Annotated in this window: 15 protein-coding genes; 9 read left to right on the top strand and 6 right to left on the bottom strand. The window is 52.1% G+C overall.

The window, feature by feature from the left end:
* Window positions 1-2 precede the first annotated feature (2 nt).
* Both OGX83_RS21505 and OGX83_RS21500 read right to left on the bottom strand, forming a co-directional pair.
* Complete coding sequence (locus tag OGX83_RS21505) at window positions 3-560, bottom strand: DcrB family lipoprotein (protein WP_003827547.1); 558 nt, start codon at window positions 558-560, stop codon at window positions 3-5.
* 72 nt (window positions 561-632) lie between these two features.
* A complete protein-coding gene (locus OGX83_RS21500; protein ID WP_003827549.1) occupies window positions 633-1298 on the bottom strand; it encodes a 7-cyano-7-deazaguanine/7-aminomethyl-7-deazaguanine transporter in 666 nt (221 codons plus the stop codon).
* 168 nt (window positions 1299-1466) lie between these two features.
* Here OGX83_RS21500 and tusA point away from each other — a divergent pair, with 168 nt between their 5' ends.
* Window positions 1467-1712, top strand: a complete 246-nt coding sequence (tusA, locus tag OGX83_RS21495; protein ID WP_003827551.1) for a sulfurtransferase TusA — start codon at window positions 1467-1469, stop codon at window positions 1710-1712.
* Window positions 1713-1810: 98 nt separating this feature from the next.
* Here tusA and zntA read toward each other — a convergent pair whose 3' ends face one another.
* On the bottom strand, window positions 1811-4009 hold the full coding sequence (gene zntA, locus OGX83_RS21490) for a Zn(II)/Cd(II)/Pb(II) translocating P-type ATPase ZntA (protein ID WP_286589131.1): 2199 nt from the start codon (window positions 4007-4009) through the stop codon (window positions 1811-1813).
* Between the two features lie 74 nt (window positions 4010-4083).
* Complete coding sequence (locus OGX83_RS21485; protein ID WP_286589129.1) at window positions 4084-4710, bottom strand: lysoplasmalogenase; 627 nt, start codon at window positions 4708-4710, stop codon at window positions 4084-4086.
* Window positions 4711-4851: 141 nt separating this feature from the next.
* Here OGX83_RS21485 and OGX83_RS21480 point away from each other — a divergent pair, with 141 nt between their 5' ends.
* The 4 genes from OGX83_RS21480 to OGX83_RS21465 all read left to right on the top strand — a co-directional run bounded on the left by OGX83_RS21480 (window position 4852) and on the right by OGX83_RS21465 (window position 7322).
* Complete coding sequence (locus tag OGX83_RS21480) at window positions 4852-5211, top strand: DUF2500 domain-containing protein (protein ID WP_286589127.1); 360 nt, start codon at window positions 4852-4854, stop codon at window positions 5209-5211.
* A gap of 238 nt (window positions 5212-5449) precedes the next feature.
* Window positions 5450-5929, top strand: a complete 480-nt coding sequence (locus tag OGX83_RS21475) for an Hcp family type VI secretion system effector (RefSeq protein ID WP_071446694.1) — start codon at window positions 5450-5452, stop codon at window positions 5927-5929.
* A 6-nt stretch (window positions 5930-5935) separates the two neighbouring features.
* A complete protein-coding gene (locus tag OGX83_RS21470; protein ID WP_286589125.1) occupies window positions 5936-6817 on the top strand; it encodes a hypothetical protein in 882 nt (293 codons plus the stop codon).
* Window position 6818: 1 nt separating this feature from the next.
* Complete coding sequence (locus tag OGX83_RS21465; protein WP_234691896.1) at window positions 6819-7322, top strand: DUF1240 domain-containing protein; 504 nt, start codon at window positions 6819-6821, stop codon at window positions 7320-7322.
* A gap of 57 nt (window positions 7323-7379) precedes the next feature.
* Here the strand turns inward: OGX83_RS21465 and OGX83_RS21460 are convergent, their stop codons facing one another.
* Together OGX83_RS21460 and rsmD are read right to left on the bottom strand one after the other, a co-directional pair.
* Window positions 7380-7655, bottom strand: a complete 276-nt coding sequence (locus tag OGX83_RS21460) for a DUF1145 family protein (RefSeq protein WP_003023415.1) — start codon at window positions 7653-7655, stop codon at window positions 7380-7382.
* Complete coding sequence (rsmD, locus tag OGX83_RS21455; protein ID WP_032945257.1) at window positions 7645-8241, bottom strand: 16S rRNA (guanine(966)-N(2))-methyltransferase; 597 nt, start codon at window positions 8239-8241, stop codon at window positions 7645-7647. Before rsmD ends, OGX83_RS21460 begins: the two co-directional genes overlap by 11 nt.
* Before the next feature lie 151 nt (window positions 8242-8392).
* Between rsmD and ftsY the strand changes: the two genes are divergently transcribed.
* The 4 genes from ftsY (at window position 8393) to rpoH (ending at window position 12766) form a co-directional block, all read left to right on the top strand.
* Entirely contained in the window at window positions 8393-9919 is a 1527-nt protein-coding gene (gene ftsY / locus OGX83_RS21450; protein WP_234691895.1) for a signal recognition particle-docking protein FtsY, read from the top strand.
* A gap of 2 nt (window positions 9920-9921) precedes the next feature.
* The gene (gene ftsE / locus OGX83_RS21445) at window positions 9922-10590 is read left to right on the top strand and encodes a cell division ATP-binding protein FtsE (RefSeq protein ID WP_003023420.1); all 669 of its coding nucleotides are present in this window, start codon (window positions 9922-9924) and stop codon (window positions 10588-10590) included.
* On the top strand, window positions 10583-11641 hold the full coding sequence (gene ftsX / locus OGX83_RS21440; protein ID WP_003837835.1) for a permease-like cell division protein FtsX: 1059 nt from the start codon (window positions 10583-10585) through the stop codon (window positions 11639-11641). The genes ftsE and ftsX overlap by 8 nt, the downstream gene beginning before the upstream one ends.
* Window positions 11642-11911: 270 nt before the next feature.
* Window positions 11912-12766, top strand: a complete 855-nt coding sequence (gene rpoH / locus OGX83_RS21435) for an RNA polymerase sigma factor RpoH (RefSeq protein WP_003023425.1) — start codon at window positions 11912-11914, stop codon at window positions 12764-12766.
* Window positions 12767-12896 lie beyond the last annotated feature (130 nt).

Genomic DNA, 12896 nt, shown 5'->3' with positions numbered 1-12896 from the left:
CGTTACTGGATAACCAGCGTGTTAATGATGTTTTCTGCGGTAGTCTGCGCTTTTTGCTGATCGTCAGCAGGCAGCGTGATTTGCAGCGTCAGCAGTTGGTTGTCCACTTTACCCAACACCACGGAAGAGTATGCGGTCTGGCCTTTGGCCGAGATGATGCTGTCTAACTGCTGCAGCGTGTGGCCTTTCAGCTCAATAGATTTATTGGTGACGACCTGCAGCTGCGGATCACGGCTACGCTGCTGATCTTCCAGACGTTTTGCCAGCACGGCCAGATCTTCGTTGGTGTTGTCGCCAACAATCACAATCACCGCTTTCTGGCCGGTTGCGTCAGAATATACGTGCATATTGTTCGCCTGGGTGCCCAGCTTGCCGCTCTGATCGGTCATATCCGCTGGCAGGGAAAAACTGAGTTTGCCGTCCAGCAGGCTGACCGGTTGTCCGGTGGCGTTACTTTCTGCGGCAGCACCCTCGGCTGGCGCTTTTGTATCGCTATTATCACAGGCCGCAAGCCCCATAACCAGCAGGCCAATACCGACATATTTAACCAGATTGCGCATTGACTTCTTCCTTTCGATAAACGGCCATAACGGCTCATTCGTCCATCTTATCACAACTCGGAAAATGAACCTTTAACTCGTCTGCAATGCAGAGATTTCAGATTTATCTGCCAGCCTTTTCAGTAACATATTCAGCAACACGCCATACATTGGCAGGAAGAAAATAATGCTGATCAGCACTTTGAAGCAGTAATCGACCAGTGCGATTTCCATCCAGTGCTCGGCCATAAAGGCATCCGGGCTACGCCAGAAAGCGATAAAGAAGAAGGCCAACGTATCGCTGATATTGCCAAACAGCGTGGACGCCGTCGGTGCCAGCCACCAGCGACGGTTCTGACGCAGGCGGTTAAAGACATGCACATCCAGAATTTGTCCCAGCGCGTAGGCCATAAAGCTGGCGGCGGCGATACGGGCGACAAACAGATTAAAGTGCAGCAGTGCGCCGAATCCTTGCCACGATCCCATATAGAACAGCGATGAAACGACATAGGAGATCAGCAGTGCGGGGATCATAACCGCAAAGATGATACGTCGAGCCAGCGGCGCGCCAAAAATACGCACGGTCAGGTCGGTCGCGAGGAAAATAAACGGAAAGCTAAACGCGCCCCATGTGGTATGGAAACCAAAAATGGAGATTGGAAGCTGCACCAGATAGTTGCTGGAGGTGATCACCAGCAGATGAAATAGCGATAGCCAGAACAACGCTTTTACGCGCTGAGTTTGTGTAAACGGAGTCATATTGTGACCTTTTTGTTGGATGGGGTGAGGGAACCCAATAAAAAACCGTCGCATGATACTGCTTTAAGAGCACATTGCAATGGTTGTTTTTCACGCAATCGTTAACCTGATTGGCTTACGCCACAACAGAGCGTAAAATAACGCCGTTTTTGTATGAATGAGACGACGATGAGCGACCTGTTTACTTCCCCCGATCATACTCTTGATGCCCAGGGGCTGCGCTGCCCGGAACCGGTAATGATGGTGCGTAAAACCGTACGCGGCATGCAGGCCGGTGAAACGCTGCTGATTGTCGCCGACGACCCGGCAACAACCCGCGATATTCCTGGCTTCTGTACCTTTATGGAACATGAGCTGGTGGCCAAAGAGACCGACTCGCTGCCGTACCGTTATTTAGTGCGCAAAGGGCAGTAATCTTGTCATGCCGGATGGCGCTAACGCTTCTCCGGCCTATAAAGACTGAGTAACCTGTAGGCCTGATAAGCGAAGCGCCATCAGGCGAGAAACAGGCACTACCCTTTACGCAACAACCGCAGCGCGTTCGCGGTCACCAGCACCGTCGCCCCCGTATCCGCCAGCACCGCCAGCCACAGTCCGGTTATCCCGAGCAGCGTGGTGACGAGGAAAATCCCCTTCAGACCCAGCGCAATCGCAATGTTCTGGCGAATATTGGCGTGGGTAGCCCGCGCCAGCTGAATCATTTGCACCAGACCACGCAGACGGTTGTGGGTCAGGGCTGCATCGGCGGTTTCCAGCGCGACGTCGGTCCCGCTTCCCATCGCAATGCCGATGGTAGCCGCTTTCATTGCCGGGGCGTCGTTGATGCCGTCGCCGACCATCGCCAGCGGCGACTGTTGGTTAAGATGGGTAACGGCCTGCACCTTATCTTCCGGCAAGAGTCCCGCTTTGAATTCGAGGCCCAGTTCACCGGCAATGGCGGCGGCCGCACGCGGGTTATCACCGGTCAGGATCACGCCTTTCACGCCAATCTGATTAAGCTCGCTGATGGCGCTGCGAGCGTCATCGCGCAGCGTGTCCTGTAGGGCCAGTACGCCGAGTACAGTATCGTTACGCAGCACCAACACCACCGTTTGGCCCGCGCTTTCCAGCTCGCTAATCTGCCCGGCAAAGGCGTCGGCAGGCTGCTTACCAGCGGCGCAAATCAGTACGCGTTCGCCGTTGACCAGCGCTTCAATTCCAGAGCCAACCAGCGCCCGTTGCTCTTTTGCGACAGGAATAGTCAGCTCGCGCGTTTGTGCTTCCCGAACAATTGCTTGTGCCAGCGGGTGTGTCGCGCCTTGCTCTACCGCTGCCGCCAGTGCCAGCAATTCAGCCTCACCAATACCGCTTGCCGGATGAATCGCCGTGACGCGTGGTTTACCGACGGTCAGGGTGCCGGTTTTATCAAACGCCACCTGCGTGACTCTACCCAACTGTTCCAGCGCGGCTCCGCCTTTGATTAATGCCCCACGACGCGCCGCAGCGGCCAGACCAGAGGTAATGGCTGCGGGGGTTGAAATCACCAATGCACAAGGGCAGCCAATCAGCAGCAGCGTCAGCCCTTTATAAATCCACTCCTGCCAGGATGCGGCAAACAGCAGTGGCGGTACGAGGGTGACCAGCAGCGCAACCGCCATAATAGCTGGGGTATAAATCCGGCTGAAACGGTCAATGAAGCGCTCAATGGGGGCGCGGCGTTCTTCCGCTTCTTCAATCAGCTTCAGAATACGGTCAATGGCGCTGGCACCCGGTTCTGAGAGCACTTCCAGCGTAACCAGACGATCCACGCTGGTGGCACCCGCTGGGACTTTCTCGCCGGTGGCGCGTTCAACCGGGATCGATTCGCCGGTCAGGGCACTCTCATCAAAGCTGGCAAAGCCGGAGACCAGTTTGCCGTCGGCAGGTAAACGCCCACCCGCGGCAACCTCAATAACATCGCCAGGTCGGAGGGTATTGATAGCCACCTCTTCGCGCTCGCCGTTACGCAGGCGTGTGGCGGTTTCCGGTTTGAGCGCCATCAGTGCGCTGACCCCTTTACGGGCGCGGCTGGCGGCCCAACCTTCCAGACGCTCGCCAATTAAAAACAGCAGCAGCACCATGGCGGCTTCCGCCGTCGCGCCGATAAACAGTGCGCCAATGGCGGCGACGCTCATCAACGTTTCAATGGCAAAGTAGCTGCCGGTTTTCATCAGACGCAGGGCCTGACGGGCAATGGGATACAGGCCGACCAGCGTGGTGGCGATAAACGCTATCTGACCGAAGGGATGATTGAACTGCTCCAGCCCCCAGCTAATCGCCATCATAATAATCAGCGAAATCAGCGGCAGGTTTTCTTTAAAACGTGACTCGGGAGCGGCGTTCGTCGCGTGCTCATCGCGCAGGGTATAGCCTGCTTTTTGCACCGCGTTTTCAACTTGCTGGCGGATATCGGAACCGGCATCGACCACCAGTTTTTCAGTGGCGAACAGAACCTGGACCTGGTTGACGCCGCTGACCTGGCGGACCGCATTCTCTACTTTGCGGGCGCAAGCTGCGCAGTCCATGCCTGCCACTTTCCAGGAATAGCGGGTACCTATTACGGTATCGGATACGGTTGGTGTAGTGGAGCAGCTTCCTTCGCAGCAGCAGTCATCCGCCTTTTGTGGTGCAGGCGCTGGCTTGAAAGAAGAGAATTGTGGGACTTTTTTGCCACGGGTATCGGGTGTCGACATGGCATCCTCCGGTTGATAATCATTTCGTATTAACCGGAGGATACACTCTGGAGTCGACTCCAGAGTCAAGCGTTTTAAAGATACAACGAACGAACAATCAGGAAATGTCCGGCGAAGTAGCAGGCGGCGGCAATGGCGTTATCGGCGCGGAAGCGGCGACGGTAATGGCTACCCAGCCAGACAATGTTGCCGATGAACAGGAGGGATGCGCCCATAAATGCCGACAGCGCCGGGGCGGTCGGGCGGAAGAACCACAGCTCACCGGCCATCCAGACCATCATCAGCGTGATGCCGATAAAGGTGCAGATAGCGACACGCAGCTCTTCCAGACGCGTCCAGATCACGGCGATCAGCAACGCCCCCAGCACTACCAGCACCAACGGCAAAGGCCAGAAGAACGACAGCGCCATTTGGCTGGCGAAGTAAATGGTATACAGCAGATGCGACAGGAAGAATGCCCCCACGGCGTACAGCAGGCGTTGGCGCGGTAACAGCGTCAGCGCATCGCCCAGCAGCGAGGCAAGCAGGCCAGCCAGCACCAGATAGCTGATAGCGTTAAACATTGGCGCCTGCCAGGCCAGCAGCGCCAGCAGGAGTAACGTCAGGGGCTTAAAGACCCAGCGTTGCCAGGCAGGTCCACGATAGGAAGCATCCACGAACAACCATGCGGAAAGACAGACAGCGATAAACGACCAAAGCATCTTAGTTCCTTGAATTCGTTATTTTTTCGTAAGCGGGGTGCTCACGGCTCTACTGTCCAGTGTAGAGGTCGACACAGCCAGATGACAACACCATAACAGGCGATGTATGCTTATTTCCGCATTTTCTGATGGGTTAATAATATGAGCAAACCACCACTTTTTTTCATTGTTATCATTGTCTTAATCGTTATCGCTGCGTCGTTTCGCTTTGTTCAGCAGCGGCGAGAAAAAGCCGATAATGATACGGCGCCGCTGGTGCAAAAGCAGGTGGTGGTGAGTAACAAACGGGAAAAACCGCTAAACGATCGGCGATCCCGTCAGCAGGAAGTGAGCCCGGCAGGAACCAGCATGCGCTATGAAGCCAGCTTTAAGCCACTAAGCGGCGGCCTGGAGCAGACGTTTCGTCTTGATGCCCAACAGTACCACGCGTTAACGGTCGGGGATAAAGGCACGCTGAGTTACAAAGGTTCGCGTTTTGAGGATTTTAAGCCTAGGCAATAACGCCGAGCGGCACTGTATTTATCTTGCCAGTGCCGATAATAAATTCAACTGAAATATATAACACTATTCAAATATAGTTATTATCTATTCTTCTGTGAAAATAACGTTGGCATTATGTTTTTTTGTGTGACTAAAATATCGATTGTATCACTATTCTGCTATCCGCCTTTTACTATCCTATTATTCCAACGTTGTCGCATGAATATAAACATGTAATTTAAATGGCTAAGGAATTGAAATGGCGAATACAATGTGGTTGACCTTAAATGGACAGGCTCAGGGATTGATTTCTGCTGGATGCGCATCGGTAAACTCGATAGGAAATAAATCACAAACTGCCCATCGTGATCAGATAATGGTAATGACAGTTAATCATGGCATGAGTCGGGTACAGAATGTGAACCATCAATGTTTGACGTTTATAAAGCCAGTAGATAAATCCTCGCCGTTATTAGGGAAAGCCATAACTGACAATGAAACATTGAACTGTGAGTTTAGCTTCTATCGCACGAGTCCGGCGGGTTTAAATGAGTGTTATTACGCGATAAAACTTATCAATGCCAGAATATCCAGCATCCATTTACAGGTGCCTCATACTATCGATGACAGTGCGGGTCAGCCAGAAGAAATCATTGAGCTTTCCTATGAGTCAATTACCTGGGATCACATTATGGCGGGAACCAGTGCATACAGCCTTTGGGATGAGCGAATTTATTAAGGAGTAATGATGGAAAGGTATTATGACTGGATAGGGAATCACCGTGAAGATATTCTTAGAGGAAATAACCGGCAACGTAATCAGCGTATTGAGAACGAAATCAGAACGCTGAAAAATAATCTGAATAGCAATACACAACACATTATGCTGCTAACGCTTGAAGAGGCGCAGGGTGTGATTGATGATTTGTTGGGCAGCAAACCCGTCAGTTTTTCGACCAATTATGCCGGTAATATCAAAGATGCGGCTGATGCGACTAAAAAGCTGTCGAAGCTTTTTTCTTATCAGCAGGCCGGAAAGATTGTCTTCACCTTAAAAGGCCTTGGGATTAAAGCAACGCAGTATGCTTATCAGGGAAAGCTGTATGTGAAGATTACGGGCTACCCTTCTCTGCGGCGCATTCTTAACGGAACCCGTTACCGGATTAACCATCCTAAGGTACTTGAGGTGGGTATTGGCAGCGCCGGGTTTCGAAATGGCATAATGTCAGGGGCCAGATTCTGCATCTGGTTTTCCGCATGCTGGCGGTTGATTGAGCTGGCCTTTAAATCAGAACATGACGTCGCCGCATTGCTGGGGAATGTGACGATGGATGTGGCGAAGGTGATTGTGAGTATTTTTGTCTCAAGATTATCAGGTAATGTTATTCGTTGGGGCGTCTCTCTTTTTGTAACGAGTGCGACTGTTCCAGTTTGGGGGGGAATTGTTGGTGCTGTTGCATTAGGTCTATTTATTGCCTGGTCTCTGAATGAAGTGGACAAAAAATATGAGCTATCAGACAAACTGATAGCGTGTATACGTGAGGGACTTAAAGAACGGCAAAGAATCGAAGAGTGGAACGCCCAACGCCTGGGATACAGAAACTCCCTTTACGGCGGAATTTATTGATATGAATATTAATCTGGAGAACATTAAGAAAAGATGTTGTTTGTTTCTTTTTATGCTTTTTGTGGGAGGGATTAGTTGGGGGTTTTATTATGCCAGTGTGCCAGACATTACCGATCTTATTGAATCCAGAAGCATTGTTTATTTTTTCTGGGGCTCATTTTCTCTGCTGCTGATGTTTCCGGTGGGTTTTTTCTTTGTTTTATGTATTGCCTACGTGACCTTTACGAAAAGCATGCAGCCGCCCAAATTCTTCGACAGGGCATTTACCATCGGTATCCACGTTGCGGGTGTAGGATTTGTTATTGGCAATATTTTATCTTTTATTGTCATTTTTTATCCTCTTGGTACTAACTATGTTTTATGTGAGCGTCCAGGCCCGACGTCTGGCACCTATTACACCCGGACCGAAGAGATTTGCGAGCAGGTGAAACACCTGCGGAAAACAAGAGCCAGTAAAGATATTCCAAAACTGAAAGATCAACTGGACGGTATATTACCACCGTGATGGTGAGTTGCAGGCCCAGCCCGGCCCGCAACGTGCCGCCGGGCGAAAAGATCACAGCTACTTCTTCAACTGATCTTTAATCTTCTTCTGCCACACCAGTAGTTCAAAGACGCCGAACAGAAAAATACGGATTTTCTCTCCGTTGGTCATTTGCGGGCCATCTTTAGGCATGGTGCTTTTTAGCAGCGCCAGCTGCATGCCATGCATCAGCACCATAAATATCAGTGCGACGTTAACGAAGATGTTAAGCGGGCGTGGAAAGGGTTGGAAAATATTCAGTAGTAAAAATGCCCAGACGCACAGCATCAACAGGCGTCCCAGGTTAATCAGCATCGTGCTCTCCTTGTGCTTCACGTTGGTACAGGCGATAGGCGACCTGTCCGGCGACTTTCTCACGGTATAGCGACCAGTTCACCGGAACCGGCGGTAAGCCGTTTTCTACTTCGCTTTCAACGTAAATATACGCTTCATTTGCCAGCCAGCCATGAGTTTCCAGAAGAGTTAATGTTTCTTCCAGTAATCCTTTGCGAAACGGCGGGTCAACAAATACCACGTTATGCGGCGTACCTGCCTGAGCCAAAAATGTCAGCGTATTGGTATTGACGACGCGGGCATGGGAGGCTTTCAGCGTGGCGAGATTCTTTTGTAGCTGCTGAGATACCGCGCGATCCATCTCCAGAAGCGTCGCATTTGCCGCATAGCGAGAGAGGGCTTCCAGCCCCAGCGCGCCGCTGCCGGCGAAGCAGTCCAGACAGTGAGCATCGACCATTACCGGGGCCAGCCAGTTAAACAACGTTTCGCGCACACGGTCGGTGGTCGGACGTAAGCCGGGGCTGTCCGGAACCGGGAGTTTACGGCCACGCCATTGCCCGCCAATAATGCGGATCTGGCCGCTACCAGAGTGATTCGGTTTTTTCATTTCTATTATTGCTCAATCCGCCTATAGCATGTCATTCCAGGCGGTGATGTGAGTTAAGTTAAGTGATAGACTATTTCATCATTTTTTTAGCTGCTATGTACATAGCGTTGACGCTGTGCCATGAAGCAACAGCGGGGGAGTGTAGTCGCAAATGGCGAAAGAGAAAAAACGTGGCTTTTTTTCCTGGCTGGGCTTTGGTCAAAAAGAGCAGGCACCGGAAAACGAGACAGAAGTAAAAAATGAAGAACAACAACCGGTTGCTGAAGAAACTACCGTCGTTGACGAACAACCGCACGTTGAGGAAACCCGTAGCGAGGCTGAAACGCAAGCCTTTGCAGCTGAAGTCGTTGAAGTAACTGAACAGGTTGCGGAAATCGAAAAACTGCAGCCGGAAGAAGAACCTGTCGCCGAACAAGCGCAGCCGGAGATTGAGCCGGTTGCTGAACCCGTTGCTGAAACTGTAGTGGAAACGCCAGCAGCGGTGGTTATTGAACGCGAAGAATTGCCGCTGCCGGAAGAGGTGAAAACTGAAGAAGTTTCTGCCGAAGAGTGGCAGGCCGAAGCGGAAACCGTGGAAATCGTTGAGGCGGCTGAAGAAGAAGCTGAAAACGAACCGCAGCTGACCGACGAAGAGCTGGAAGCACAGGCGCTGGCCGCTGAGGCTGCTGAAGAAGCGGTTATGGTGGTGCCGGTAGAAGAACCTGCTGTAGAAGAACCGGTAGAAGAAGAGGCGGTCCAGGAGCAGGAAAAACCAACCAAAGAAGGTTTCTTTGCGCGCCTGAAACGCAGCTTGCTGAAAACAAAAGAAAACCTCGGTTCCGGATTTATCAGTCTGTTCCGTGGTAAAAAAATCGACGATGATCTGTTTGAAGAGCTGGAAGAGCAGCTGCTGATCGCTGATGTGGGTGTAGAAACGACCCGCAAGATCATTGCGAATCTGACGGAAGGCGCCAGCCGTAAGCAGCTTAAAGATGCGGAAGCGCTGTACGGTCTGTTGAAAGAAGAGATGGGCGAGATTCTGGCGAAGGTTGACGAACCGCTGAACGTTGATGGCAAAACACCATTTGTTATCTTAATGGTTGGCGTCAACGGCGTGGGCAAAACCACCACTATTGGTAAGCTGGCGCGTCAGTTTGAGCAGCAGGGTAAATCGGTAATGCTGGCGGCAGGTGATACTTTCCGTGCGGCGGCGGTAGAACAGCTGCAGGTTTGGGGTCAGCGTAACAACATCCCGGTGATTGCTCAGCATACTGGCGCGGATTCCGCGTCCGTTATCTTTGATGCCATCCAGGCGGCGAAGGCGCGTAACGTAGACGTGCTGATCGCTGATACCGCAGGGCGTTTGCAGAATAAATCGCACCTGATGGAAGAATTGAAAAAAATCGTTCGCGTCATGAAGAAGCTGGACGAAGATGCGCCGCATGAAGTTATGCTGACTATCGACGCCAGCACCGGGCAGAATGCGATAAGCCAGGCCAAACTGTTCCATGAAGCGGTGGGCTTAACCGGTATCACCCTGACCAAGCTGGACGGTACGGCGAAGGGCGGGGTTATCTTCTCGGTTGCCGATCAATTTGGCATCCCTATCCGCTATATCGGTGTGGGCGAACGTATCGAGGATTTACGTCCGTTTAAAGCGGACGATTTTATAGAGGCACTTTTTGCCCGAGAGGATTAACAATGATTCGCTTTGAACATGTCAGCAAGGCCTATCTCGGTGGGAGACAAGCGCTGCAGGGAGTGACTTTCCATATGCAGCCTGGCGAGATGGCGTTTCTGACCGGCCACTCCGGCGCGGGGAAAAGTACCCTGCTGAAGCTGATTTGTGGAATTGAACGGCCCAGCGCCGGGAAAATCTACTTTAGCGGGCATGACATCAGCCGTTTGAAAAACCGTGAAGTGCCGTTTCTGCGTCGCCAGATTGGCATGATTTTTCAGGATCACCACCTGTTGATGGACAGAACCGTGTTTGACAATGTGGCAATCCCGCTGATCATCGCGGGTGCCAGCGGGGACGATATTCGTCGTCGCGTGTCTGCGGCGCTGGATAAGGTCGGGCTGTTGGACAAAGCGAAAAACTTCCCGATTCAGCTCTCCGGCGGTGAACAACAACGCGTCGGCATCGCCCGCGCGGTGGTGAACAAACCTGCGGTACTGCTGGCGGATGAACCAACGGGGAACCTGGATGACGCGCTGTCAGAAGGGATCCTTCGCCTGTTCGAAGAGTTTAACCGCGTCGGGGTCACGGTATTAATGGCCACGCACGATATTGGCCTGATCTCCCGTCGCTCCTATCGCCAAATGGTTCTGAGCGATGGACATCTGCATGGAGGCCTGGCGCATGAATAGACGTGACGCTATTAACCAAATCAAACAGTTCGGTGGCCGACTGGATCGCTTTCGTAAATCGGGCGGTGCGCCGGGTGACGGCGGTCGCAACGCGCCAAAGCGTGCGAAAGCCGCGCCAAAGCCGAACTCGCGTAAAACTAATGTCTTTAACGAGCAGGTACGTTATGCGTTTCAGGGCGCATTACAGGACCTGAAAAGCAAGCCGTTGGCGACGTTTCTGACGGTGATGGTCATTGCCATCTCCCTGACGCTGCCAAGCGTGTGTTACATGGTTTATAAGAACGTAAACCATGCGGCAAGCCAGTATTATCCGTCTCCGCAGATCACCGTTTACCTGCAAAAAACGCTGGATGATGATGCGGCGGCGCGGGTGGTTGGTCAGTTGCAGGCCGAGCAGGGCGTGGAGAAAGTGAATTATCTTTCTCGTGACGACGCGCTGGGCGAATTCCGTAACTGGTCTGGCTTTGGCGGCGCGCTGGATATGCTGGAAGAGAACCCGCTTCCGGCCGTGGCGGTTGTTATCCCGAAACTGGACTTCCAGGGTACGGAGTCGCTGAACACGCTGCGTGACCGCATCGCACAAATCAACGGTATTGATGAAGTGCGAATGGATGACAGCTGGTTCGCTCGCCTGGCGGCGCTGACGGGCCTTGTCGGACGCGTTTCCGCGATGATCGGCGTGCTGATGGTGGCGGCGGTCTTCCTCGTCATTGGTAACAGCGTGCGTCTGAGTATTTTTGCGCGTCGCGATACCATTAACGTGCAGAAACTGATTGGCGCGACGGATGGATTTATCCTGCGTCCGTTCCTCTACGGCGGTGCACTGCTCGGTTTTTCCGGTGCATTTCTTTCACTGATTTTGTCAGAAATTTTGGTGATGCGTCTGTCGTCAGCGGTAACTGAAGTGGCGCAGGTTTTTGGAACCAAGTTTGATATCAATGGCTTATCATTCGACGAATGCCTGTTATTGCTGCTGGTGTGCTCGATGATTGGCTGGGTGGCAGCCTGGCTTGCCACGGTTCAACATTTACGCCACTTTACCCCCGATTAAAAAATCTCTGGTATAATCTTTCCCTGCACTGAGTAGTTCGCTCTGCAGGGAAAGAGTCCCTGTGATCTCTTCCCGGCGTATTCATTGTGATGTCACATTTTGTGCGTAATCTATACACATTACGACATGGAACTTGTGGATAAAATCACTGTCTGATAAAAGATTGAATGATATTCTCGTTGCTCATAAGCTCTGGCATGGTTGTTGCTACTGGTTTTTGTTAATTAGTTTTTAGCCAATGCGCCAGATGAAAAGATTGAGAGGATTTGAATGACCAAAGAAATGCAAAATTTAGCTTTAGCCCCTGTTGGTAACCTGGAATCTTACATCCGGGCTGCGAACGCGTGGCCGATGTTGTCGGCTGACGAGGAGCGGGCACTGGCTGAAAAGCTGCATTACCAGGGCGATCTGGAAGCAGCTAAAACGCTGATCCTGTCTCACCTGCGCTTTGTTGTTCATGTTGCTCGTAATTATGCGGGTTATGGCCTGCCGCAGGCGGATCTGATTCAGGAAGGTAATATCGGCCTGATGAAAGCTGTGCGCCGTTTCAACCCGGAAGTGGGTGTGCGCCTGGTTTCCTTCGCCGTGCATTGGATCAAAGCTGAGATCCACGAATACGTTCTGCGTAACTGGCGTATCGTTAAAGTTGCGACCACCAAAGCACAGCGTAAGCTGTTCTTTAACCTGCGTAAAACCAAGCAGCGTCTGGGCTGGTTTAACCAGGACGAAGTTGAAATGGTTGCTCGCGAGCTGGGTGTTTCCAGCAAAGACGTGCGCGAAATGGAATCCCGTATGGCGGCACAGGACATGACGTTTGACATGTCTTCAGACGATGAGTCTGACAGCCAGCCGATGGCCCCGGTGCTGTATCTGCAGGATAAATCTTCTAACTTTGCCGACGGCATTGAAGAAGATAACTGGGAAGATCAGGCCGCGAACAAACTGACCCACGCAATGGAAGGTCTGGACGAGCGTAGCCAGGACATCATTCGTGCCCGTTGGCTGGACGAAGACAACAAGTCGACGTTGCAGGAACTGGCCGATCGCTACGGCGTTTCCGCTGAACGTGTTCGTCAGCTTGAAAAGAACGCCATGAAAAAACTGCGCGCGGCGATCGAAGCGTAATCTTCGCGCATTGCCAATGAACCCTCGAATGTGAATTCGGGGGTTTTGTTTTTTGTAGATACTGTTATCGCCTGCAAGCCTTTTCAGGTTCCGCGGTTACGGATAGCAGGCACGACCAGTCACAGCGCCG

It is taken from the genome of Citrobacter sp. Cpo074 (assembly GCF_030332745.1).
GTDB classification, from domain to species: domain Bacteria; phylum Pseudomonadota; class Gammaproteobacteria; order Enterobacterales; family Enterobacteriaceae; genus Citrobacter; species Citrobacter portucalensis.
This window is presented reverse-complemented; position numbering and strand designations above follow the sequence as displayed.